The sequence below is a fragment of the Pseudomonas sp. KB_12 genome (assembly GCF_052114545.1).
GTDB lineage: Bacteria > Pseudomonadota > Gammaproteobacteria > Pseudomonadales > Pseudomonadaceae > Aquipseudomonas > Aquipseudomonas brassicacearum.
Genome location: NZ_JBFREY010000055.1, coordinates 1 through 24,456 on the forward strand (window position 1 = coordinate 1; position 24,456 = coordinate 24,456).

The following is a 24,456-nucleotide window of genomic DNA, read 5'->3' on the forward strand; positions in this document are numbered from 1 at the left end:
CCGAACGCAGGCATTGCGCAGTGGGCATCCCGGCATGGATGCCGGGATAGCCGCGCTGGGCCATGGATGGCCCTTCGCGGCGGGCCCACGGAGCAATGCCGGAGTGAGGGCACACCGAGCCTAGGCGAGGTGCCGAGTGGTGGGGCAGAAGCGTTTTGGTTACTTTTGCGCTTCTCAAAAGTGACCCGCCGTCAGGGCGGAACCCTAAGCCGCCATTACCAAAATAACGGATATACACACAAAAAAAGCGCCCATAAAAAAAGGCCACCCAAAGGCAGCCTTCAAAAACTAGAGAGGTTTTTTTGCCTACACGGCCGCAACAGGGCGCATGTAGGAGATTGGCGCGGTGCTGGCGTCTTCGAACGTCACGACTTCCCAAGCATCTTTCTGCTCAATCAACTTGCGCAGCAGCTGGTTGTTCAGTGCATGGCCGGACTTGAACCCCTTGAACTCACCAATCAGGCTATTGCCCAGCAGGTAGAGGTCGCCGATTGCATCGAGGATCTTGTGTTTGACGAATTCGTCTTCATAGCGAAGGCCGTCTTCGTTCAATACACCATCGGAATCGACCACGATCGCGTTTTCAACACTGCCGCCGAGTGCGAGGTTGTGCTTGCGCAGGTACTCGATGTCACTCATGAAACCAAAGGTACGGGCGCGGCTGACTTCTTTTACGAACGAAGTGCTGGAAAAATCCACGCTTGCACTCTGGGTGCGGTCACGGAAAACCGGGTGATCGAAATCGATCTCGAAGCTCACCTTGAAACCTTCGAAAGGGACGAAAGTGGCGCGCTTGTCGCCGTCTTCCACTGTCACTTCCCGCAGGATACGGATGAACTTCTTGGCTGCGTCCTGCTCTTCCAGGCCAGCCGATTGAATCAGGAATACGAAGGGTCCGGCACTGCCATCCATGATCGGGACTTCGGACGCGGAGAGCTCGACGTAGGCGTTATCGATGCCCAGGCCAGCCATGGCCGAGAGCAAATGCTCCACCGTATCCACTTTGGTGTCACCGTTGACCAATGTGGTCGACATAGTGGTTTCACCAACGTTTTCCGCGCGAGCAGGAATCTGCACCACAGGGTCGAGGTCGGCACGACAAAACACAATGCCGGTATCGATAGGCGCGGGCTTGAGGGTCAGGTAGACCTTCTCGCCGGAGTGCAAGCCGACACCTGTGGCACGGATAATATTCTTCAGGGTGCGTTGTTTAATCATGGCATGGGCCGCTTCAGCGCAAATTGCGAACTGGTATCAACAAAGGCTGGCGATGATAGCAGACCAGACCTTTGCTGAACACCAATCACCCGTATCCCCCTGATACATTTCATCAATCGGCCTGACGACGCAGGAAAGCCGGGATGTCCAGGTAATCCAGATCGTCTTGCGGATTCATCTTCGCGGCAGTCGCAGTACCGGCCTGGGCCTGGTTGCGCATGACGGTCGGACGGTCCAGGTCACGGTAGTTCACCGCAGGCGCTTCCTGACGCGAAGCCACTTGTTGTTGCGGTTGCGAAGCCATGGAAGTGTGAACGGTGTTGTCGATGACCTTCACAGGCTTCTCGATTTTCGCGCCCAGGCCCGTGGCAACCACGGTAACGTGCAGCTCGTCGCGCATGTCCGGATCGATAACGGTACCGACCTTGACCATCGCGTGCTCGGAAGCGAAGGCTTCGATGATGCTACCCACGTCGGAGTACTCACCCAGGGACAGGTCAGGACCGGCGGTGATGTTCACCAGGATACCGCGTGCACCTTGCAGGTTCACGTCTTCGAGCAACGGGTTGCGGATGGCCGCTTCGGTGGCCTCGCGTGCACGGTTCGGACCGCTGGCGCAGCCAGTGCCCATCATTGCCATGCCCATTTCGCTCATGACAGTCCGTACGTCGGCAAAGTCGACGTTGATCATGCCTGGACGCTTGATGATGTCGGAGATACCGCGAACGGCACCGGCCAGTACGTCGTCAGCCTTGGCGAAAGCCGACAGCAGGCTTGCGTCTTTACCCAGGATGGTCAGCAGCTTCTCGTTGGGAATGGTGATCAACGAGTCGACGCTTTCAGACAGCAGACGGATACCTTCGTCGGCGATCTGCATACGCTTGCGGCCTTCGAAAGGGAACGGACGAGTCACCACCGCAACGGTGAGGATCCCCATTTCCTTGGCCACTTCGGCAATGATCGGCGCCGCACCAGTACCGGTGCCGCCGCCCATGCCCGTGGTGATGAACACCATGTTGGTGCCTTGCAGGACTTCAGCGATGCGCTCACGGTCTTCGAGAGCGGCCTGACGACCGACTTCCGGGTTGGCGCCGGCGCCCAGGCCTTTGGTCACGCCAGTGCCCAATTGCAGGATGGTCCGCGCGCCGATGGATTTCAGCGCCTGGGCATCAGTGTTGGCGCAGATGAATTCAACGCCTTCAATGTTGCTCTTGACCATGTGGTTGACAGCGTTGCCGCCGCCACCGCCGACACCGATTACTTTAATAACCGGGCTAGCGGGGATGTTGTCTACGAGTTCGAACATTTTCCCTCTCCTTTCATTCTCTAGTTTTTTCGCCTACTGCGTTTGCCGCGTCTTCCAGCGCCAAGCCTGAAACTTGCCGCTTGAAGCTTTGAAACTGTTTAAAAGTTGCCTTTGACCCAAGCCTTGAGCTGCTCGAACAGCGGAGCCTTCGGCTCGTCGCTGCTGTAGCTGTCGCGGCTGCCAATCCCTGAAAACGAAATCCCGTCGGACTGTTTCTGCAGGCCGTACATCAACAGGCCCACGCCAGTGGAATAGATCGGGTTGCGGACCACGTCATCCAGGCCCTTGATGCCATGGGGCACGCCCAGGCGCACCGGCATGTGGAAAATCTCTTCGGCCAGCTCGACCGCGCCTTCCATCTTCGACGTACCGCCAGTCAGCACGATGCCGGCCGGGATCAGGTCTTCGTAGCCACTGCGACGCAGTTCGGCCTGGATCAGCGTGAACAGCTCGTCGTAACGCGGCTCGACCACTTCGGCCAGGGCCTGGCGCGACAGCTCGCGCGGTGGACGGTCGCCGACGCTTGGCACCTTGATGGTTTCGCCGGCACCGGCCAGCTTCGCCAGGGCGCAGGCATAACGGATCTTGATTTCCTCGGCGTACTGGGTCGGGGTGCGCAACGCCATGGCGATGTCGTTGGTCACCTGGTCACCGGCAATCGGGATCACCGCCGTGTGGCGAATGGCGCCTTCGGTGAAGATCGCGATGTCGGTGGTACCGCCGCCGATGTCCACCAGGCACACGCCCAGCTCTTTCTCGTCGTCGGTCAGCACCGAGTAGGCCGAAGCCAGTTGCTCGAGGATGATGTCGTCGATTTCCAGGCCACAGCGGCGCACGCATTTCTCGATGTTCTGCGCCGCGTTCACCGCACAGGTCACCACGTGAACCTTGGCTTCCAGGCGCACGCCGGACATGCCCAGGGGTTCGCGCACGCCTTCCTGGTTATCGATCACGTAATCCTGCGGCAGGGTGTGCAGCACACGCTGGTCGGCCGGGATCGCCACGGCCTGGGCCGCGTCGAGTACGCGCTCAAGGTCGGCGGAGCTGACTTCGCGATCACGAATCGCCACGATGCCGTGGGAGTTCAGGCTGCGGATGTGATTGCCCGCCACGCCGACGAACGCCGAGTGGATCCGGCAACCGGCCATCAGCTGCGCCTCTTCGATGGCGCGCTGGATCGATTGCACGGTGGACTCGATGTTCACCACCACGCCTTTTTTCAAGCCACGGGACGGGTGTGTACCGATCCCGACGATGACCAGCGTGCCGTCGTCCGCGACTTCGCCTACCAGCGCCACCACCTTGGAAGTGCCGATATCGAGACCGACGATCATTTTCCCGCTTTGCACGTTTGCCATGGGTCCTGCCTCTTCTTAATTCTTCGCGACGGCGGGTGCGGCCGTCGTGGGCGCTACAGGTTCCCGCCAGCCAACAGCCAGGCCGTTGGCGTAGCGCAGATCGATGCGCGCAATGTTCGTAATCTGTTCTTTAAGCGTCTTGTCATAGATGGCGATGAAGCGGCGCATCTTTTCCACCAGGTTGCCGCGACCGAGCAACAGCTCGATGCCCGGCCCCGAGCTACCCGCGCCAGTGGTCAAAAACCAACTGCCGCGCTCACGCAATTCCAGGCGCGCGATGGAGAAGCCCAATGGCCGCAACATCTGGCTCAACACCTGGTATTGCTGCATCACTTGCTGCTGGGCCCGCTGTGGGCCGAACAGTTGTGGCAAATGTTCATAGTTGGCCAGTTCCCGCGGCGTAAACGCCTGGCCCTGGTTGTTCAACAACGACTCGTCGCCCCAACGGGCCACCGGCAATTGCTCTTCCAGGCGGATCGACACCTGGTCAGGCCACACCCGACGGACTTCGGCGTGGGCGATCCAAGGCATCTGTTCCAGCTCCGTGCGCATGCCCGCCAGGTCGATGGTGAAGAAACTCGACGCGACGAACGGAGCGATCCGCTGCTGCACGGCCTGCTGACTGATGTAGCTCAGGTCGCCCTGGACGTTGATCCGGGCGATCGGCCGGTCGGCATAAGGCAGCAACCGTTGCGCGCCTTCATACGTACCGAACCCCAACGCCACCAGCAGCACCGGCCAGAACAAGCTCTTGAGAAAACCAAAATTGGCTTTCGGCAAGCGCGCCGACATCGGCTCTTTGGCCACCATTCGGCTGGCACCCCGCGGCACCGGCTTGCGACCGGGAGCGGATGGCTGATGACGAAGCGATGCGCCTTGCATGGCTTAACCTCTTGGCTCTTGATGGCCGACACTGGCGGCCAGGATCGACACCACCAGTTGCTGGAAATCCAGACCGGCGGCGCGAGCCGCCATCGGCACCAGGCTGTGGTCGGTCATACCAGGTGCGGTGTTGACTTCCAGGAACCAGAACTGCCCATCGGCGTCCTGCATCACGTCTGCCCTGCCCCAACCGGCAATACCCAGCGCCTCACAGGCCTTGGCCGTGAGGTCCATCAGTTGTTTTTCCTTGGCGGCGTCCAGCCCGCAGGGAATGCGGTACTGGGTATCGTTGGCGACGTACTTGGCGTCGTAGTCATAGAACGTGTGGGGCGTGCCCAGCGCAATCGGGGGCAACACCTGGTCACGCAGGGTGGCGATGGTGAACTCGGGACCGGAGATCCATTGTTCGACCAACACTTGCGAATCGTAGGAACTGGCGTCTTTCCATGCCGCGGTCAACTCAGGCAGCGAATTCACTTTCGCCATGCCGATACTTGAACCTTCATGGGCCGGTTTGACGATCAAAGGGAAGCCCAGTTCCGTGGCCGCCGAAATACAATCGGCCTCGGACGCCAGCACGGCGTGACGCGGTGTTGGAATGCCAAGGCTGTGCCAGACCTGCTTGGTGCGCAGCTTGTCCATCGCCAGGGCGGAAGCCAGGATGCCGCTGCCGGTGTAGGGAATGCCCAGGCACTCGAGCAGGCCTTGCATGCTGCCGTCTTCGCCGCCACGGCCGTGCAGGATGATGAACGCGCGGTCGATTTTTTCGCTCAGCAGGCGCTGCAGGAAATCGTCGCCCACGTCGATGCCGAATGCGTCGACACCGGCGCCTTGCAGGGCTTGCAGTACGGCGTTGCCGGACTTGAGGGACACCTCGCGCTCGGCGCTCTTGCCGCCGAACAGCACGGCAACGCGGCCGAAGGCTTTCGGATCAAGGGTCGAGACCAGGTTGGCGTAGGCAGCAGTCATTTCAATTTCCCCTCGCTGGAAGCCACGATTGCCCCGGCGAATAACGGACTGTTCAACAGTTTCGGGGCCAGGCCCCCAATGTCACCGGCACCCTGGCACAGCAGGATGTCGCCGGCGCGCAGCAGCGGCTTGACCAGCGGCGCGAGGTCCACGCCGCGTTCGATGTAGATCGGGTCCAACTGGCCGCGCTGGCGAATGCTGTGGCACAGCTGGCGGCTGTCAGCCCCCGGGATCGGCTCTTCACCGGCCGGGTAGACTTCCATCAACAGCAGTACGTTGGCGTCGGCCAGCACCTGGACGAAATCGTCGTACAGGTCGCGGGTGCGGCTGTAGCGGTGCGGCTGGTAGACCATCACCAGGCGCCGCTCCGGCCAGCCACCGCGCACGGCCTTGATCACCGCCGCGACTTCGGTCGGGTGGTGGCCGTAGTCGTCCACCAGCATCACGTTGCCGCCGTCCACCGGCAGTTCGCCGTAGACCTGGAAACGTCGGCCCACGCCCTGGAACCCGGACAGGCCCTGGACAATGGCTTCATCGCTGACGCCTTCGTCGGTGGCGATGCAGATGGTGGCCAAGGCATTGAGTACGTTGTGATTGCCGGGCATGTTCACCGACACATCCAACGGCTCGCGATCAGGGCGCAGCACGGTAAAGAACGTCTGCATGCCCTGCTGGCGCACGTTGATGGCGCGCACGTCGGCTTCTTCGCCAAAACCGTAGGTCATGGTCGGACGCTTGATCAGCGGAAGGATTTCGCGCACCACCGGGTCGTCCAGGCACACCACCGCCAAACCGTAGAACGGCAGGTTGTGCAGGAACTCGACGAAGGTTTTCTTCAGTTTGTTGAAGTCACCGTCGTAGGTCGCCATGTGGTCGGCGTCGATGTTGGTGACCACGGCCACCAGCGGTTGCAGGTGCAGGAAGCTCGCATCGCTCTCGTCGGCTTCGGCGATCAGGTAGCGGCTGGTGCCCAGCTGGGCATTGGTGCCCGCGGCGTTCAGACGACCACCGATCACGAAAGTCGGGTCCAGGCCACCGGCCGCGAACACCGAGGCGATCAGGCTGGTGGTGGTGGTCTTGCCGTGGGTACCGGCGACGGCGATGCCGTGGCGATAGCGCATCAGCTCGGCCAGCATCTCGGCCCGTGGCACCACGGGGATACGGCGCTCCAGGGCAGTGGCGACTTCCGGGTTGGAGGTGTTCACGGCACTGGAAACCACCAGCACGTCGGCATTGGCGGCGTTCTCGGCACGGTGGCCGATAAAGATCTGCGCGCCGAAGGATTCCAGGCGCTCGGTGACCGGGGAGGCCTTCAGGTCGGAACCCGAGACCTGGTAACCCAGGTTCAGCAGCACCTCGGCGATCCCGCACATGCCCACGCCGCCGATACCGACGAAGTGGATGCGGCGGATACGGCGCATTTCCGGTTGCGGCATGGCTTTGCGATTCTCAACCATGGGCCACCTCCAGGCAGGTATCGACCACTTGGGTCGTGGCATCGGGTTTGGCCAGGCGGCGTGCGGCGCGGGCCATGTCTTCAAGTCGTTGCGGCTGCATCAAAACCTCTGTCAGGCGGGCGGCAAGATCCGCGGCACCAGTCGTTCTTTGCGGCATCAGGAAGGCAGCGCCTTCACGGGCCAAATAATCGGCGTTACGGGTCTGGTGATCGTCGATGGCGTGGGGCAAAGGCACCAGCATCGAGGGCAGACCGGCGGCAGCCAGTTCACTGATGGTCAGCGCGCCTGCGCGGCAGACCACCAGGTCGGCCCAGCCATAGGCTTGGGCCATGTCTTTGATGAAAGGCTGCACTTGCGCCTCGACGCCAACGGCGCGGTAGCGCTCGGCGGTCACTTCATCGTGGTTTTTGCCGGCCTGGTGAAACACTTCCGGGCGCAGTTCGGGGGCGACCTGCGACAGGGCTTCGGGCAGCAATTTGTTCAACGGTTCGGCCCCCAGGCTTCCGCCCAGGACCAGCAAACGCGCTTTGCGTCCAGCCAGGGCCGGGCGCGGTGTATCGAAAAACAGCTCGGTACGCACCGGATTACCAGTGGTGCGGCGGCTGCCCGACAGGGTAAAGGTGTCGGGAAAGGCTTCACAGACCCGGGCGGCCAACGGCACCAGTAACCGATTGGCGGTACCGGCCACGGCGTTCTGCTCGTGAACGATCACCGGCACACCGGCCAATTTCGCCGCAACACCGCCAGGACCGGTCACATAACCGCCAAACCCGACCACGCACACCGGGCGCAACCGACGGATGATCGCCCGCGCCTGCCAGACCGACTTGAGCAGCATCAGCGGCGCCTTGAGCAACGACAACTTGCCCTTGCCCCGCAGGCCGCTGGCGTCGATCCGGTGCAGCTCAAGGCCCGCGCCGGGCACCAGTTCGTTCTCGATGCCCCGTGGCGTGCCCAGCCAGTGCACGGTGTAGCCGCGCGCCTGGAACTCCCGGGCACAGGCCAGCGCCGGGAATACGTGCCCGCCGGTACCACCCGCCATGATCAGCACATTAGCGCCCATGAGTCGGTTCCTCGGCGAAGTCGCTCTCTTGAAACTCCATCTCTTCGCTGCCCAGGTGGGTTCGACTCTCCCATTCGATGCGCAACAACAGGCCGAGACAGGCGCAGCAGATCACCAGGGAGCTGCCGCCATAACTGAGGAACGGCAGCGTCAAACCCTTGGTCGGCAGCAGGCCGACGTTCACGCCGATGTTGATCAGGAACTGGCCGATCCACAGGAACGACAAGCCATACGCCACGTAAGCGGCAAAAAACTGCTTGGCCTTCTCGGCCCACAAGCCGATGTACATGCCGCGCACGCAGACGAATACGAACAAGGCAACGGTGCACAAGGAGCCGACCACGCCCAGCTCTTCGGCCAATACCGAGAACACGAAGTCGGTGTGGGCTTCCGGCAGGTAGAACTGCTTCTGCACGCTGTTGCCCAGGCCTACGCCCAGCCATTCGCCGCGACCGAAGGCGATCAGCGCCTGGGTCAATTGATAGCCGGAACCGAACTGGTCGGCCCACGGGTCGGTAAAGGTGATCAAACGCGCCATCCGATAGGGTTGCGCCTGCACCAGCACCGTCACGGCGGCAACCGCCAGCGCCACCATCAGGGTGAACCGGAACAGCCCGACGCCGCCCAGGAACAGCATGGCCGCCGCCGCGCCCATCATCACCACCGTGGCGCCGAAGTCCGGCTCCATCAGCAGCAGGCCCGCCATCGGCAGCAACACGATGAATGGCTTGAAGAACCCCATCCAGCTCTCGCGCACTTCTTTCTGGCGACGCACCAGGTAACCGGCGAGGTAGATCACCACAAAGACCTTGGCGATCTCCGAAGGCTGAACGTTGAAGAAACTGAAGCCGATCCAGCGCATCGAGCCGTTGACCTCGCGGCCGATGCCCGGCAACAGCACCATCACCAACAGGCCGAAGGCACCGAGCAGCATCATCCAGCCCAGGCGCTGCCAGGTGGCGATCGGCACCATCATGGTGACGACGCACGCACCCAAGCCGATCACCAGGTAAACCAAGTGGCGGATCATGTGGTAAAGCGTGTTGCCCGACTGCACGGCGGCCACTTCCGACGACGCGGACGTGATCATCACCAGGCCAAGGCCCAGCAAGGCCAGGCAACCGGCAAGCATCGGGAAATCCAGGTCGATGCCGCGCCCAGTGATCAGCGGCGACGGGTACGGCTTGATGATGTTCATCAGGCTCATGCCAAGTCCTCCGCGGCCCGGGCGAACAGCTGCCCGCGCTCTTCATAGTTCTTGAACATGTCGAAACTGGCGCAGGCCGGCGACAACAGCACCGCATCGCCTGGTTGCGCAAGGGCGCGGCACTGTTGCACCGCCTCGTCCAGCGAACCGACCCGAACCAGCGGCACGGCATCGCCGAGGGCCTGGGCGATCAATTCACGGTCACGGCCCATCAGCACCACGGCACGGCAGTTGGCCGCCACCGGGTCGCGCAGGTCCTTGAAGTCGGCGCCCTTGCCGTCGCCGCCGGCGATCAGCACGAGCTTGCCTTCGATGTCCGCACCCAGCCCTTCGATAGCCGCCAGTGCGGCACCGACGTTGGTGGCCTTGGAGTCGTTGTACCAAGCCACGCCGTCCAGGTCGCGCACCCACTGGCAGCGGTGCTCAAGACCGGCAAAGGTACGCAGGGCCGAGAGCATGGCGTCGAACGGCAGGCCGACCGCATGCCCCAGGGCCAGCGCGGCCAGGGCATTGGCCTGGTTGTGGGCGCCACGAATCTTCAGTTCGCGCACCGGCATCAGGTTCTGGAATTCGAAGGCCAGGTATTTCTCGCCATTCTCTTCGCGCAGCCCGAAGCCTTTGAAGTCCGGCACGCCCAGGCCGAAGGACCAGCACGGCATGCCCTCGCCCAACAACGGACGAGTCAGGGCGTCCTGGCGGTTGAACACCACTTGCCGGGCACCACGGAAGATCCGGTGCTTGGCCAGGTGATAAGCCGGCAGGCCGCTGTAGCGGTCCATGTGGTCTTCGCTGACATTGAGCACGGTCGCCACTTCGGCGCCCAGGTGGTCGGTGGTTTCCAGCTGGAAGCTCGATAGCTCCATCACGTACAGCTCGACGTCGTCACTGAGCAGGTCCAGCGCCGGGGTACCGAGGTTGCCGCCCACGGCGACGCGCTTGCCGGCCGCCGCGGCCATCTCGCCCACCAGGGTCGTGACAGTGCTCTTGGCATTGGAACCGCTGATGGCGACGATCGGCGCCTTGGCGTTACGCGCGAACAGCTCGATGTCGCCGGACAATTTCACGCCACGGGCAGCGGCCGCCTGCAGGGCTGGAGTCGCCAGGGCCAGGCCGGGGCTCACGTAGAGCTCATCGGCGCGGCACAGGAATTCGACGTCCAACTCGCCACAACGCACGTCCACCTGCGGATAGTCACGGCGCAGCGTGGCCAGCTCAGGTGGATTTTCCCGCGTATCGGCGACGGCAAACGACACACCCCGGCTCGCCAGGAAGCGAACCAGGGACATGCCGCTCTTGCCGAGGCCGACAACGATGCGGAAGTGGTCAGAAGCGATCAGGGACACTCGTTCTACCTCAGCTTCAGGGTGGCAAGGCCGATCAGCACCAGAATCACAGTGATGATCCAGAAACGGACGATCACACGCGGCTCGGGCCAGCCCTTGAGTTCAAAGTGGTGATGGATCGGCGCCATGCGGAATACGCGGCGGCCGGTCAATTTAAAGGAAGCAACCTGAATGACGACTGACAGGGTCTCCATCACGAACACACCGCCCATGATGAACAGGACGATTTCCTGGCGAACGATAACGGCGATGGTGCCCAGGGCCGCGCCCAGCGCCAGCGCGCCGACGTCGCCCATGAAGACTTGCGCCGGGTAGGTGTTGAACCACAGGAAGCCCAGGCCGGCACCGATCAGCGCTCCGCAGAACACGATCAGCTCGCCCGCCCCTGGCACATAGGGGATCAACAGGTATTCAGCGAATTTCACGTTACCCGACAGGTAGCAGAAAATCCCCAGGGCGCCGCCGACCATGACCGTGGGCATGATCGCCAGGCCATCGAGGCCGTCGGTAAGGTTGACCGCGTTGCTCGAACCGACGATCACCAGGTAGGTCAGCACGATGAAACCTGCGCCCAGTGGGATGCTGTAGTCCTTGAGCATCGGCAGGATCAGGGTGGTCTCCACCGGCGAAGCGGCGGTCATATAAAGGAAGATCGCCGCGCCGAGGCCGAACACCGACTGCCAGAAATACTTCCAGCGGCTTGGCAGCCCACGGGAGTTCTTCTCGATGACCTTGCGGTAGTCGTCGACCCAGCCGATGGCGCCGAAGAGCAGGGTAACCAGCAGCACGACCCAGACATACCGGTTCGCCAGGTCGGCCCAGAGCAGGGTGCTGATGCCGATGGACGACAGGATCAGCGCGCCGCCCATGGTCGGGGTGCCGGATTTGGACAGGTGCGATTGCGGGCCATCGTTACGAACCGACTGGCCGATTTGCAGGTTCTGCAGGGTGCGGATCATCCACGGGCCCAGGAACAGCGACAACGACAGCGCGGTCAGCACACCCAGGATCCCGCGCAGGGTCAGGTACTGGAAGACCGCGAAGCCTTTGTAGAACTGTTGCAGGTACTCCGCTAGCAGCAGCAGCATTAATGTTTCTCCGTGGAGGCGCCGCACAGTGCCGCGACGATGTTTTCCATCGCTGCGCTGCGTGAGCCCTTGATCAATAAGGTGGTGTTCGGATCCTGCTCGGCGACCAGGGCCTGGATCAGTTCGGCCTGAGTGGTGAAATGCCGTGCGTGTTCGCCAAACGCGGCGACTGCATGGGCCATCATCGGACCGACCGCATACAGCGCGTCGACCTTGCCGCGCGCATAGGCACCGACATCGTGATGCCCCTGTTGCGCCCACTCGCCCAGCTCACCGATATCCCCCAGCACCAATACGGTACGGCCGGAGAAACCGGCGAGGATATCCACAGCCGCGCACATGGACGACGGGTTGGCGTTATAGGTGTCGTCGATCACGCGCATGCCATTGCTGGCCAGTTGCGCAACAGAGCGCCCCTTGACCGGCTGCACGGCGTTCAGCCCGGCGACAATGCCCGGCAGCGACACGCCCAGCGCATGGGCGGCAGCCGCCGCGGCCAGGGCGTTGGCAACGTTATGAGTGCCGAGCAGGTTCAACTGCACCCGCTCGGCGCCATCCGGGCTGTGCAAGTTGAAGGCCGGGCAACCACGAGCGTCGCGGTCCAGGTCGCTGGCGTAGAAATTCGCGGCGAGATTGCTCAGGGCAAAGGTCAGCACCTTGCGCTCGCCCGCCCGGGTCTTCCAGATTTCGAAGGCCTTGTCGTCGAGATTCAGCACGGCGACGCCATCGGCATCCAGCCCCTCGATGATCTCGCCCTTGGCCTCGACGATTTTTTCCGGGCCGCCGAACTCGCCGACGTGGGCAGTCCCGGCGTTGTTGAGCACCGCCACATGAGGCTTGGTCATGCCCACGGTGTAGGCAATCTCGCCGAGCCGCGAAGCGCCCAGCTCGATGACGGCGGCGCTGTGTTCCGGCACCAGCTCCAGCAGGGTCAGCGGCACACCAAGGTCATTGTTCAGATTGCCGCGAGTCGCCAGTACCGGACCGCGGGTGCGCAGGATGCTGGCCAGCATTTCCTTGACCGTGGTCTTGCCGCTGGAGCCGGTGATGGCCGCGACCGGGTTGCCAAACGCCGCGCGGTTCAGCGCACCGAGCTGGCCCAGGGCCTGGCGGGTGTCGTTGACGAGTAATTGCGGCAGCGTGCTGTTGGTCACTTCGCGCTCGACCAGGGCCGCGACCGCACCTTTGCCCGCGACTTCGCTCAAGTAGTCGTGACCATCGAAACGTGGCCCAGCCAGGGCGACGAACAATTGCCCCGGCGCGATCGCCCGGCTGTCGATGCTGACGCCGTTGAAGGTGGCGTCCGCAGCGATGAGGCGCGCATTCAGGGCGTTGGTCAGTTCGCTGAGCTTCAGGGCCTTAAGCATGGGCCACCTCCCACGCGGTCAGGGCATGATCGGCTTCCACCAGGTCGGAGAACGCATGGCGTTCGCCGTTGATTTCCTGATAGTCCTCGTGGCCCTTGCCGGCCAGGACGATGACATCGTCCGCCGAGGCGCTGGCGATCAACTGGGCAATGGCCTGGCCACGACCAGCCACGAAGGTGACGTTATCCACAGCCGCAAAACCGGCGCGGATGTCGTCGAAAATCCGCTGCGGGTCTTCGCTGCGTGGGTTGTCGTCGGTGACCAGTACGCCGTCTGCCAGCCGCTCTACCACTTCGGCCATCAACGGGCGTTTGCCGCGATCGCGATCGCCACCGCAGCCGAACAGGCACAGCAACTTGCCCTTGGCGTGAGGACGCAGGGCCGTGAGAACTTTTTCCAACGCGTCGGGGGTATGGGCGTAATCGACCACAACCAGTGGTTGAGTCCCACCGCCCAAACGCTGCATGCGACCGGCCGGGCCCTCGAGCTTCGGCAAGACCTTGAGAATTTCGTCCAGCGCGTAGTCCAGGCCGAGCAAGGCGCCGATGGCCGCCAATACGTTGCTCAGGTTGAAGCGGCCGAGCAAGGTGCTGCGCAAATGGTGCTCGCCCTGGGGCGTGACCAAGGTGGCGCGCACGCCTTCGTCATTGAATTGCGCCTGGCGTACATAAAGGTAGGCGCTGGCATCTTCCAGGCTATAGGTGATCAATCGCGATTCGCGCTTTTCGGCAGCCAGTTGCCGACCGAATTCGTCATCGAGGTTGATGACCCGGCACTTCAGGTCATTCCAGGCAAACAGCTTGGCCTTGGCTTCACCGTAGGCCTGCATGGTGCCGTGGTAATCCAGGTGATCCCGGGACAGGTTGGTCAGCACCGCGACATCGAACGCCAGCGCGGTCACACGGCCCTGGTCCAAACCATGGGAAGAGACTTCCATCGCCACGGCCTTGGCACCAGCCTTTTTCAGGTCAGCCAGGGTCGCTTGCACGGCAATCGGGTTCGGCGTGGTGTGCAGGCCGCTTTCCAGCGCGCCATGGAAGCCGTTGCCCAGGGTCCCGACAATGCCGCAGTGCTGGCCGAGCAGGTCGAGGGCCTGGGCCACCAGTTGGGTCACGCTGGTCTTGCCGTTGGTACCGGTCACGCCCACCAGGTTCAGGTGACGGCTCGGTTCGCCATAGAAACGCCCGGCGATGTCCGACAGCTGCGCTGCCAGGCCCTTGACTGGAATCAGCGGAACATCGGTGATCGGCAGCACAGTCGCGCCTTGCACTTCATAAGCCACGGCAGCCGCGCCACGCTTCAGGGCATCGGCGATGTGGGCACGGCCATCGAAACGGGCACCCGGCACCGCCAGGAACAAATCCCCGGCGCGGACATTGCGGCTGTCCAGGGCCAGCTCACGAATCAGCAGATCGTGGCCGGCGTGGGCAAAAATCTTGTTCAGGCTCAGGGACATCAGCCACGCCCTCCTTCGGCTTTCAAGGGAACGACCGGTGCGGTATTGGCCTGCTGGGTCGGCGGCAGGTTATCCGGGGTAATGTTCATCAGGCGCAGGGTGCCGGACATCACTTTGCTGAACACCGGCGCCGAGACCAGGCCACCGAAGTAGCCCGCCTTGCTTGGTTCGTCGATGACCACGACGATGGCATAGCGCGGGTCGCTCATCGGGCCGAAGCCGGCAAACAGCGAACGGTAGGAATTCTCGGCGTAGCCTTTGGTGCCCACGGAGGTTTTACGGGCCGTACCCGATTTGCCTGCCACGTGATAAGCCGGCACCTGGGCGCGATAGACACCGCGCGGCGCCTCGATCACCTGTTGCAGCATGCCCTGCATGGTCTTGGCGACATTCTCCGGGATCACCTGGGTGGTCTGCGGCGCCTTGTCGGTCTTGATCAGGGTCAGTGGTGCGATACGGCCATTGTTGGCCAGCGCGGAGAACGCGTGGACCAGTTGGATCGCCGTCACGGAAACACCGTAACCGTAGGACAACGTAGCCGTTTCAGCCTTGCGCCAATCCCGGTAGTTCGGCAGGTTGCCGACACGCTCGCCCGGGAAGCCCAGGCCGGTGTCCTGGCCGAGGCCGATTTTCTGGGCCAGGCGATAAATCGTCTCGCCGCCGATATCGAAGGCGATCTTGCTCATGCCCACGTTACTGGAGTTGATCAGGATGCCGGTCAGGTCGAGCACCGGGCCTTCGGTCTTGGACACGTCACGAATGGTGTACTTGCCGATCTGCAGGGTGCCCGGGTACACCTCGACGGTGTCGCTCGGTTTCCAGCGCCCGGTTTCCAGGGCAGCGGCCATGGACACGGCTTTCATGGTCGAACCGGGCTCGAACACGTCGATCATCGCGCGGTTGCGCATCATCGCCGGTTGCAGGTTGCGACGGTTGTTCGGGTTGTAGGTCGGCTGATTGACCATCGCCAGGATCTCGCCGGTCTTCACGTCCATGATTACCAGGCTGCCGGCCTTGGCACCGTTCTCGACGATGGCATTGCGCAGCTCACGGTTGGCCAGGTATTGCAGACGCAGGTCAATGGACAACGCCAAGGGCTTGCCGGCCTTGGCGTTTTTGGTGACTTGGACATCCTTGATCAGCCTGCCGCGCCGGTCCTTGATGACCTGACGCTTACCGGCGACCCCGGCGAGCCATTCGTCATAGGCCAGTTCGACACCTTCCCGCCCTCGGTCATCAATGTCGGTAAACCCGACCATATGGGCCGTGACTTCACCGGCCGGGTAGAAACGCCGGAACTCTTCGATGCCGTAGACACCAGGTACTTTCAGGTCGAGCACGCTCTGGCCCTGTTCGGGCGTCAACCCGCGCACCAGATAGATGAATTCCTTGTTGGCCTGGGCTTCGAGGCGCTCGGCCAGGGCCTTGGGATCCTGCCCGAGGGCAGCGGCCAGTGCCGGCCATTTTTCCTTGGCCAGCTGCATTTCCTTGGCGTTGGCCCACAAGGTGGTCACCGGGGTGCTCACGGCCAGGGGTTCGCCATTGCGGTCGGTGATCAGCCCACGGTGAGCCGGGATCGGAATATGCCGCACACTGCGCGCATCGCCCTGCCCCTTGAGGAAATCACGGTCGACGACTTGCAGGTCGATGATGCGCCACGAAATCGCCGCCACCATGATCCCGAGCAAGCCCAGGACCAGACGAAACCGCCACGGGAACAGCGCCCCTTCGAGTTTCATCATGGCGCCACCATCTGCACTTCGGCAGCGCCGGGAATGCGCATTTTCAGCTGCTCGGTGGCCAACACTTCGATACGGCTATGGGCGGTCCAGGTGCTCTGCTCCAGGATCAACCGGCCCCACTCGGCCTGCGCCTTGTCCCGCACGCTCAGCTCGTTGTAAAGGGAATTGAGAAGCTGCCGGTTCCAGTGCGCGCTATAGGACACGGCGATGGCCGACACGAGCACGCCGATAAACAGCAGCAGCATGAAAAAGCTGCCGCCGGGCAGTGGCTTGGCGAAGAGCTTGCTCACCGCAACTTCTCCGCAACACGCATGACGGCGCTACGGGCGCGCGGGTTGGCCTTGAGTTCAGCCTCGGAGGCGAACTGCGCTTTGCCATGGATCTTGATTTTTGGCACGAAGGCTTCGAAACGCACCGGCAGGTTGCGCGGCAGGTTATCGGCTTCGCCCTTGGTGAGTTTGCGCATGAACAGCTTGACGATGCGGTCTTCCAGGGAATGGAAGCTGATCACCACCAGCCGACCGCCGATCTCCAGCGCTTCAAGAGCCGCTTCAAGACCGACTTCCAGATCGCCCAGCTCGTTATTGACGTGGATGCGCAAGCCCTGGAACGCGCGGGTCGCCGGGTTCTTGCCCTTTTCCCAGGCCGGATTGGCAACTTTCAGCACCTCGGCCAGGTCGCCGGTGCGCTCGAACGGCTTGATGTCGCGCCGCTCGACCACGGCACGGGCCATGCGGCCGGAGAAACGCTCTTCACCGTATTCCTTGAAGACACGGGCGATTTCTTCCACCGGGGCGGTATTGACGAATTCGGCGGCACTGATGCCACGGGACGGGTCCATACGCATGTCCAGCGGACCGTCATTGAGGAAGCTGAAGCCGCGCTCCGGGTCGTCCAGTTGTGGCGAAGACACGCCCAGGTCGAGCAGCACACCACTGACCTTGCCGGCCAGGCCACGCTCGGCGACTTCCGAAGYCAGCTCGGCAAAGCTGCGTTGCACAATGACAAAGCGGCCGTCTTCGGCCGCCAGCGCTTGCCCGGTGGCAATCGCTTGAGGATCCTTGTCGAATCCCAGCAACCGGCCACCCGGATCGAGCTTGCTGAGAATCAACCGGCTGTGTCCGCCACGCCCGAATGTGCCGTCCAGATAGCAGCCATCAGGACGTACGGCGAGAGCCTCGACGGCTTCGTCAAGCAGTACGGTGATGTGGTTAAAGCCGCTATCAATAGTCACAGGATCAAATCACGCAGTTCATCAGGCATGGCGCCCGGTTGTTGAATAGCAGCGAGGTCGGCGGCAGAAACCGCATTCCAGGCATCTTCGTCCCACAGTTGGAACTTGTTCAGTTGGCCCACCAGCATCGCGCGCTTGTCCAGCTTGGCGTACTCGCGCAGGCGCGGCGGAACCAGGAAACGACCGCTGCCATCGAGTTCGAGGTCGACGGCATTACCGATCAGCAAGCGTTGCAAACGGCGGTTTTCTTCCCGCAGCGAAGGCAGTGCGCGCAGTTTGGTTTCGATGACTTCCCACTCATCAAGAGGGTAAACACACAAACATGGGTCAACGGCGTCGATCGTGACGATTAACTGCCCCGAACTTCGCGAAACGAGCTCGTCACGATACCGGCTCGGCATAGCGAGACGGCCTTTTGCATCGAGACTGATAGCGTTAGCTCCGCGAAACACGTCTGCGTTTCTCCACTTTTTGGCGTTTTACCTTCAAAAAAACCCACTTCATGCCACTTTCCGCCACTTGCGCACACTATAGGAATGCGCCCACCGCACCGTCAAGGCGCGGATTGAAGGAAAAGCCTTATAGATCGGAGATTTAGGAGCGTTTCAGGAGGGGTAACAAGAATCTGACGTAGGAATTTTCGCCTCAACCCGAATGAGCACAGGCGGCTGCGCGCACAAGTTAAAGTGATTTATTAAGAGTAAGATTTTTTTGGTATTAGGAACTGCGTCTGCCAGTGATTCCGGCAGGGAGGGAAAAAGGTGGAGAGTCGATCTGTAAGCCGGGTTCTGTCTTGAACAGTCATTCGTCTACGATGGCCATCACTGGACATCTTTAGCAACCTACCCGGTCCCAGCGCGGGCCACGCCTTGGGACCCTATTTGGTCTTGCTCCAAGTGGGGTTTACCTAGCCACGAACTGTTGCCAGCCGTGCGGTGCGCTCTTACCGCACCTTTTCACCCTTACCGGCGCCGAAGCGCTTAGGCGGTTATTTTCTGTGGCACTTTCCGTAGGCTCACGCCTCCCAGGCATTACCTGGCACTTCGCCCTATGGAGCCCGGACTTTCCTCCCCCCCCTAATTCTCATAGAGGGCAGCGACTGTCCGATCGACTCTCCACCGCGAAGGTTAACGGTAGAGCGCTTGAAGAACAAGCGCTAAAAGCCTTGGGCCAGACCCTCACCTTGGTTTCACTGGCCTTTCTGTTTTTCCAGTGCGACCTGGTACAGCACATTCTTGCGCTCGCCAGTGATTTGCGCCGCAAGGGCCGCGGCACGCTTGAGCGGCATTTCCTCGAGTAGCAGGTCCAGGACGCGCATCGCTTCGCTGCTGACAGCGTCTTCACTTTCCGGGGCTGTCCATCCGGCCACCAGGACGACACACTCGCCGCGCTGCTGGTTGCTGTCGCCTTCGACGAAGGCTCGCAGCTCCGCCAACGGCAACCCCTTGAGGGTTTCGAAGGTCTTGGTCAACTCACGAGCCAGCAGCGCCGGGCGCTCGGCGCCGAACACCAGTTCCATGTCCTGCAGGCATTCCAGAATGCGGTGCGGCGCCTCATAGAAGATCAGCGTGCGCGGTTCTTCCTTTATAGCTTCCAGGCGCGCCCGTCGCCCCACCGCCTTGGCCGGCAGGAAACCTTCGAAGATGAAACGGTCCGACGGCAGGCCCGCCGCCGACAGCGCCGCGATCAATGCACAAGCGCCCGGCACCGGCACCACGCTGATGCCCGCCGCCCGAGCCTGACGCACCAGATGATAGCCAGGATCGGAAATCAGTGGCGTACCGGCATCGGAAATCAGCGCGACGTTATCGCCCGCCAGCAGCCGGGTAATGAAACGACTGCCTTCATCCCGTTCATTGTGTTCGTGACAGGCCGCCAACGGCGTGGAAATGCCAAAATGCTGCAGCAGGCGCTGGGAGTGGCGCGTGTCCTCAGCTGCGATCAGTGCAACTTCCTGCAGGATTTTCAGCGCCCGGGCACTGATATCGTCCAGGTTGCCGATGGGCGTCGCCACCACATAAAGCGAGCCGGCAGCGGAATTCAAAGCACCTGGAGCAGTCAAGACACATACCTCATGATCGGTAAAAACCGCCATTGTAGCGTGTAGCGGCCGTCTCGGCTGTTCGCGGTAACGGGTAACCCGAGGCAATGTCGCTCACTGGAAGGTTACACAAGCCCTTGTGGCGAGGGAGCCTGCTCCCTCGCCACGGAGGTCAATATCCCCGTCTTTTGTGGTGCACCGCACTCTTTGAAATACCTAAATTGATCGATTCACACCACTAACATCGCGCCCCGGCCAGCGCTTGGGTACAATTCGACGCTAATTTGATCTCGTATCAGGAACACTTACATGATCGCTTGCCTGCGGCTGCTCTCCGCCCTCTGCCTCGCTGCCCTCCTGGCGGCCTGCGCCAGCTCGCCCTCGTCCAGCCTTGGCGAACTTCCACGCACCCCGGATGCCAGTATCGAGCAGTTGCTCGAACAGGCCACTCAAAGCAAAAATCCGGAAAAAGCCGCCCTGCTGCGCCTGAGCGCTGCCGACCTGGCCTACCGCCAGGGCAATGCCGGCCAATCCGCACAGATCCTGCAACAAGTGCCGATGGAACAACTCAAGCCCGGCCAGCAGATTTTTGCCAGCACGCTGTCGGCCGAACTGGCGATGACCCGCAACCAGCCCAAGGCGGCACTGACCGCCCTGGGCCACCCAAGCCTGCAACACCTGAGCGAAATGCCGGTGGAACAGCAGGTTCGCACCGGTACCGTCCGCGCCCGCGCCCTGGAGGCCGATGGCCAGACCCTGGCCGCCGCCAAGGAGCGCATTTTCATCGCACCCCTGCTGGAAAACGACGCTGCGGCAAAGAACCACGAAGCCATCTGGTCGTTGATCGCCTCGCTGCCCACCGACCAGTTGCAGCCAAGCTCCAACGACGACCTTGGCGGCTGGCTGAGCCTGGCCCAGGCCGTCAAGACCGCCGGCACCCTGGAACAACAGCAGGCGGCGATCGACCACTGGCGCGAACAGAACCCCAAGCACCCCGCCGCCCTGCAACTGCCGACACCCCTGGTCAAGCTCAAGGAACTGGCGAGCCAGCCGCTGAGCAAGATCGCCCTGCTGCTGCCACAGAATGGCCAGCTGGCTGCGGTTGCCAAGGCCTTGCGTGAGGGCTTCATGGCCGCGCACTACCAGGCCCAGCAGGCCGGTCAGAAGCCGCCAAGCATCCAGTTCTATGACAGCTCCAGCCTGACCTCCATGGACGAGTTCTATCGCAAGGCCCAGGCCGACGGCGTGCAGCTGGTAGTCGGACCGCTGGAAAAACCACTGGTCAAGCAGATCAGCACCCGCCCGCAACTGCCGATCACCACCCTGGCGCTGAACTACAGCGAAGGCGAACAAGGGCCACCGCAACTGTTCCAGTTCGGCCTGGCCCCCGAGGATGAAGCCCGCGAAGTCTCCCGTCGCGCCCGCGCCGACGGCCTGCATCGTGCCGCCGCCATGGTACCGAAGGGTGAATGGGGCGATCGTGTCCTGAAAGCCTTCAGCCAGGACTGGCAGGCCAATGGCGGCACCATCATCGCAATCGAACGGGTCGACCAGCCGGTGCAACTGGCCCAGCAGATCGCCGACATGTTCCAACTGCGCCAGAGCGAAGGTCGCGCCAAGAGCCTGCAAAGCACCGTTGGCACCACGGTCGCAGCCCAGCCGTCCCGTCGCCAGGACATCGAGTTCATCTTCCTGGCCTCGACACCCCAACAGGCCCAGCAGATCAAGCCCACTCTGAACTTCCAGTACGCAGGTGATGTGCCGGTCTACGCGACGTCTTCAGTGTTCAGCGCCAGCGGTGACCAGAACCAGTACAACGACATGAGCGGTATCCGCTTCTGCGAGACCCCGTGGCTGCTCGACGCCAATGACCCGCTGCGCAAGCAGGTCACCGCCCAGTGGCCCCAGGCAGGCGGCAGCCTGGGCCGGTTGTACGCGATGGGTGTAGACGCCTATCGCCTGGCACCGCGCCTGGGCCAGCTCAAGACGCTGCCGGACAGCCGCATCGAAGGCCTGTCGGGCAGCCTGGCAGTGTCTCCAACCCAGCGCGTACAGCGTCAACTGCCTTGGGCCGAGTTCGTCAACGGCCAGGTGCAGCGCCTGCCGGATACCCAGCGCTGATGCCCGACCGATCACGCCAGCAAAGCGGACGGGATGCCGAGGGCCAGGCCCTCGCGCATCTCCAGCAACAAGGCCTGCGGCTGGTGGCGCAGAACTGGTTGTGTAAACGCGGCGAGCTTGATCTGGTCATGCTTGACGGCGATACAGTAGTATTCGTCGAAGTCCGCTACAGAAAAAATACTCAATGGGGTGGCGCGCTCGACAGCATTGACGAGCGCAAGCGCCAGAAGCTGGTTTTTGCCGCGCAGTATTTTCTGCAAAGCGAGCCTCGCTGGGCCGATCATCCCTGCCGCTTCGACGTGGTTGCCATCGACAGCAACGCCGCCCAGTTGAACTGGCTGCAGAACGCCTTCGACAGTTGAGCGCCCATGCCGAGCCGGACACCTTCACCTAACTTTTTTGCTCTTTGCTTTGCGCGCCGCACATGTTTGTGCCGATAAGCCGCGCTACTTAAGGTCACACAGATGGACATGCAATCGCGAATTCGCCAGCTTTTTCAGGCCAGTATCGACACCAAGCAACAGGCGATGGACGTACTTGCACCGCACATCGAGCAAGCCAGCCAAGTGATGGTCAACGCCCTGCTCAACGAGGGCAAGATGCTTTCGTGCGGCAATGGCGGTTCGGCCGGCGACGCCCAGCACTTCTCCTCGGAGCTGCTCAACCGCTTCGAGCGCGAACGCCCGAGCCTGCCGGCGATCGCCCTGACCACCGACAGCTCGACGATCACCTCGATCGCCAACGACTACAGCTACAACGAAATATTCTCCAAACAGATCCGCGCCCTGGGCCAACCCGGCGATGTACTGCTGGCGATTTCCACCAGCGGCAACTCGGCCAATATTATTCAAGCGATCCAGGCCGCACATGATCGCGAAATGATTGTCGTAGCATTGACGGGTCGTGACGGCGGCGGCATGGCGTCCCTGCTATTGCCAGAAGACGTCGAGATCCGCGTACCGGCCAATGTCACCGCACGTATCCAGGAAGTCCACCTGCTGGCGATCCACTGCCTTTGCGACTTGATCGACAGCCAACTGTTCGGGAGTGAAGAATGACCCCTAATCGCCTAGGCCTTCTGGCCCTGACCCTGTGCCTCGGCATCAGCGGCTGCACATCGGTGGTTAACGCCAGCCGGGAAAAGCCGATTGAAGATGACCGCGGCACCCGCACCTTCGGCAGCAAGATCGACGACTCCCTGATTGAAACCAAGGTAGGCGTGAACATCGCCAAGGCCGACCCGGATCTGGACAACAACTCGCACATCGTCGTCACCAGCTTCAATGGCGTCGTACTGCTGGCCGGCCAGACCCCGCGCGCCGACCTCAAGGCCAAGGCCGAACAGGAAGCCAGCGCTGTGCAACGGGTCAAGACTGTGCATAACGAACTGCAGGTCCTGCAACCCTCCTCGCTGCTGGCTCGCCAGAACGACGCCTGGCTGACCACCAAGATCAAAACCCAGATGCTCACCGACGCCAGCATTCCCGGCTCGCGTATCAAGGTTGTGACTGAGAATGGCATCGTCTATTTGCTGGGGTTGTTGACCAAGAAAGAGGCTGCGCAGGCGACCAACCTGGTGCAGGGCGTGTCTGGGGTGCAGAAAATCGTCAAGTTGTTTGAGTATATTGACTGATACTGAACTTCAGCTGCTCAAGAAAAACGGCGCTTCTTCCGAGATGGAAAGCGCCGTTTTTTTTGGCTTCGCTTTTTTTGGGGGGGGCGATCGGTGTGTGTATCCGTTGCTGCGGTAACGGCTACTTAGGGTTCCGCTCTTACAGCGGCTCACTTTTGAGAAGCGCAAAAGTAAGCAAAACGCTCCTGCCCCACCACTCGGTGCCTCGCCTAGGCTCGGCATGCCTGAACGAAGGCATAGCTCCGTGGGCCGCCGCGAAGGGCCATCCATGGCCCAGCGCGGCTATCCCGGCATCCATGCCGGGTTACCCACTCCACAACACCTCCGTTCAGCCAGCGTGGTTAACGGGGCGCCCGAGATCAACGGCCACCGCGAGGCGGCCTGGTAGCCGACCTGGTTCTGGGTGATCGCGTTTCTCCTGTGGGAGCGAGCTTGCTCGCGATGGCGGTGGTTCAGTCACATGGATGCTGGGGCTGCTGGCCCCTTCGCGAGCAAGCTCGCTCCCACAGAGGGGCGGTGCTGGGCATAAGTTTTGTGCCCACTGAAGATCGAAAATGTGGGAGCGAGCCTGCTCGCGATGGCGGTGGTTCAGTCACATGGATGCTGGGCCTGCTGGCCCCTTCGCGAGCAAGCTCGCTCCCACAGAGGGGCGGTGCTGGGCATAAGTTTTGTGCCCACTGAAGATCGAAAATGTGGGAGCGAGCCTGCTCGCGATGGCGGTGGTTCAGTCAGTATTAATGCTGCCTGACAGACCGCTATCGCGAGCAAGCTTTGCTCCCACAGATCTAACGGATGTACGACCGGGAGAGTCAGGTCGGCTGTTAGGCCGCCTCGCGGTGGACGTTGATCTCGGCGCCCCGTTAACCACGCTGGCCGAACGCAGGCATTGTGGAGTGGGCATCCCGGCATGGATGCCGGGATAGCCGCGCTGGGCCATGGATGGCCCTTCGCGGCGGGCCCACGGAGCAATG

At 62.1% G+C, this 24,456-nt stretch carries 22 protein-coding genes and 1 other RNA gene; 5 read left to right on the forward strand and 18 right to left on the reverse strand.

Going from position 1 to position 24,456, the window contains the following annotated elements; all coding sequences use genetic code 11:
• Positions 1–306 precede the first annotated feature (306 nt).
• From lpxC to rsmI, 18 genes are all read right to left on the reverse strand, one after another.
• Complete coding sequence (gene lpxC / locus AB4Z20_RS26595) at positions 307–1,218, reverse strand: UDP-3-O-acyl-N-acetylglucosamine deacetylase (RefSeq protein WP_003178240.1); 912 nt, start codon at positions 1,216–1,218, stop codon at positions 307–309.
• A gap of 112 nt (positions 1,219–1,330) precedes the next feature.
• Positions 1,331–2,524, reverse strand: a complete 1,194-nt coding sequence (gene ftsZ / locus AB4Z20_RS26600; protein WP_003205341.1) for a cell division protein FtsZ — start codon at positions 2,522–2,524, stop codon at positions 1,331–1,333.
• 98 nt (positions 2,525–2,622) lie between these two features.
• Positions 2,623–3,882, reverse strand: a complete 1,260-nt coding sequence (gene ftsA / locus AB4Z20_RS26605) for a cell division protein FtsA (RefSeq protein ID WP_253477895.1) — start codon at positions 3,880–3,882, stop codon at positions 2,623–2,625.
• 15 nt (positions 3,883–3,897) lie between these two features.
• Positions 3,898–4,764 carry a cell division protein FtsQ/DivIB gene (locus AB4Z20_RS26610; RefSeq protein WP_025215394.1) on the reverse strand — a complete coding sequence of 289 codons (867 nt, stop codon included), beginning with the start codon at positions 4,762–4,764 and terminating at the stop codon, positions 3,898–3,900.
• 3 nt (positions 4,765–4,767) lie between these two features.
• On the reverse strand, positions 4,768–5,733 hold the full coding sequence (locus AB4Z20_RS26615; RefSeq protein WP_253477898.1) for a D-alanine--D-alanine ligase: 966 nt from the start codon (positions 5,731–5,733) through the stop codon (positions 4,768–4,770).
• Positions 5,730–7,190 (reverse strand): UDP-N-acetylmuramate--L-alanine ligase, encoded by a 1,461-nt coding sequence (gene murC, locus AB4Z20_RS26620; RefSeq protein WP_003205345.1) that lies wholly within the window; start codon positions 7,188–7,190, stop codon positions 5,730–5,732. The genes AB4Z20_RS26615 and murC overlap by 4 nt, the downstream gene beginning before the upstream one ends.
• Positions 7,183–8,253, reverse strand: coding sequence for an undecaprenyldiphospho-muramoylpentapeptide beta-N-acetylglucosaminyltransferase (murG, locus tag AB4Z20_RS26625; protein ID WP_442091039.1), 1,071 nt, complete (start codon positions 8,251–8,253; stop codon positions 7,183–7,185). Before murG ends, murC begins: the two co-directional genes overlap by 8 nt.
• The gene (gene ftsW, locus AB4Z20_RS26630; protein ID WP_408980820.1) at positions 8,243–9,460 is read right to left on the reverse strand and encodes a putative lipid II flippase FtsW; all 1,218 of its coding nucleotides are present in this window, start codon (positions 9,458–9,460) and stop codon (positions 8,243–8,245) included. The genes murG and ftsW overlap by 11 nt, the downstream gene beginning before the upstream one ends.
• The gene (gene murD, locus AB4Z20_RS26635) at positions 9,457–10,803 is read right to left on the reverse strand and encodes a UDP-N-acetylmuramoyl-L-alanine--D-glutamate ligase (RefSeq protein ID WP_214512360.1); all 1,347 of its coding nucleotides are present in this window, start codon (positions 10,801–10,803) and stop codon (positions 9,457–9,459) included. Before murD ends, ftsW begins: the two co-directional genes overlap by 4 nt.
• Before the next feature lie 5 nt (positions 10,804–10,808).
• On the reverse strand, positions 10,809–11,891 hold the full coding sequence (gene mraY / locus AB4Z20_RS26640; RefSeq protein WP_253477901.1) for a phospho-N-acetylmuramoyl-pentapeptide-transferase: 1,083 nt from the start codon (positions 11,889–11,891) through the stop codon (positions 10,809–10,811).
• A complete protein-coding gene (locus tag AB4Z20_RS26645) occupies positions 11,891–13,258 on the reverse strand; it encodes a UDP-N-acetylmuramoyl-tripeptide--D-alanyl-D-alanine ligase (RefSeq protein WP_442091041.1) in 1,368 nt (455 codons plus the stop codon). Before AB4Z20_RS26645 ends, mraY begins: the two co-directional genes overlap by 1 nt.
• On the reverse strand, positions 13,251–14,714 hold the full coding sequence (locus AB4Z20_RS26650) for a UDP-N-acetylmuramoyl-L-alanyl-D-glutamate--2,6-diaminopimelate ligase (protein ID WP_214512357.1): 1,464 nt from the start codon (positions 14,712–14,714) through the stop codon (positions 13,251–13,253). The genes AB4Z20_RS26645 and AB4Z20_RS26650 overlap by 8 nt, the downstream gene beginning before the upstream one ends.
• Entirely contained in the window at positions 14,714–16,453 is a 1,740-nt protein-coding gene (locus AB4Z20_RS26655; protein ID WP_162893922.1) for a peptidoglycan D,D-transpeptidase FtsI family protein, read from the reverse strand. Before AB4Z20_RS26655 ends, AB4Z20_RS26650 begins: the two co-directional genes overlap by 1 nt.
• Positions 16,453–16,746: a cell division protein FtsL gene (gene ftsL, locus AB4Z20_RS26660; RefSeq protein WP_072348519.1), complete on the reverse strand. Its 294-nt coding sequence runs from the start codon at positions 16,744–16,746 to the stop codon at positions 16,453–16,455. The genes AB4Z20_RS26655 and ftsL overlap by 1 nt, the downstream gene beginning before the upstream one ends.
• Positions 16,743–17,690: a 16S rRNA (cytosine(1402)-N(4))-methyltransferase RsmH gene (gene rsmH, locus AB4Z20_RS26665; protein WP_442091044.1), complete on the reverse strand. Its 948-nt coding sequence runs from the start codon at positions 17,688–17,690 to the stop codon at positions 16,743–16,745. Before rsmH ends, ftsL begins: the two co-directional genes overlap by 4 nt.
• Positions 17,687–18,142, reverse strand: coding sequence for a division/cell wall cluster transcriptional repressor MraZ (gene mraZ, locus AB4Z20_RS26670; RefSeq protein ID WP_072459358.1), 456 nt, complete (start codon positions 18,140–18,142; stop codon positions 17,687–17,689). Before mraZ ends, rsmH begins: the two co-directional genes overlap by 4 nt.
• 309 nt (positions 18,143–18,451) lie before the next feature.
• An RNA gene (gene rnpB, locus AB4Z20_RS26675) (RNase P RNA component class A) lies at positions 18,452–18,805 on the reverse strand.
• Between the two features lie 74 nt (positions 18,806–18,879).
• A complete protein-coding gene (gene rsmI, locus AB4Z20_RS26680) occupies positions 18,880–19,785 on the reverse strand; it encodes a 16S rRNA (cytidine(1402)-2'-O)-methyltransferase (protein ID WP_253477910.1) in 906 nt (301 codons plus the stop codon).
• Positions 19,786–20,040: 255 nt separating this feature from the next.
• Here rsmI and AB4Z20_RS26685 point away from each other — a divergent pair, with 255 nt between their 5' ends.
• The 5 genes from AB4Z20_RS26685 to AB4Z20_RS26705 all read left to right on the forward strand — a co-directional run bounded on the left by AB4Z20_RS26685 (position 20,041) and on the right by AB4Z20_RS26705 (position 23,873).
• Positions 20,041–21,852 carry a penicillin-binding protein activator gene (locus AB4Z20_RS26685; RefSeq protein ID WP_214512355.1) on the forward strand — a complete coding sequence of 604 codons (1,812 nt, stop codon included), beginning with the start codon at positions 20,041–20,043 and terminating at the stop codon, positions 21,850–21,852.
• Positions 21,852–22,214, forward strand: a complete 363-nt coding sequence (locus AB4Z20_RS26690) for a YraN family protein (RefSeq protein ID WP_058545587.1) — start codon at positions 21,852–21,854, stop codon at positions 22,212–22,214. Before AB4Z20_RS26685 ends, AB4Z20_RS26690 begins: the two co-directional genes overlap by 1 nt.
• A 102-nt stretch (positions 22,215–22,316) precedes the next feature.
• Entirely contained in the window at positions 22,317–22,910 is a 594-nt protein-coding gene (locus AB4Z20_RS26695) for a phosphoheptose isomerase (RefSeq protein WP_007904374.1), read from the forward strand.
• Positions 22,907–23,485, forward strand: coding sequence for a BON domain-containing protein (locus tag AB4Z20_RS26700; protein ID WP_003178201.1), 579 nt, complete (start codon positions 22,907–22,909; stop codon positions 23,483–23,485). The genes AB4Z20_RS26695 and AB4Z20_RS26700 overlap by 4 nt, the downstream gene beginning before the upstream one ends.
• A gap of 244 nt (positions 23,486–23,729) precedes the next feature.
• Positions 23,730–23,873 carry a hypothetical protein gene (locus tag AB4Z20_RS26705; RefSeq protein ID WP_320390563.1) on the forward strand — a complete coding sequence of 48 codons (144 nt, stop codon included), beginning with the start codon at positions 23,730–23,732 and terminating at the stop codon, positions 23,871–23,873.
• Positions 23,874–24,456 lie beyond the last annotated feature (583 nt).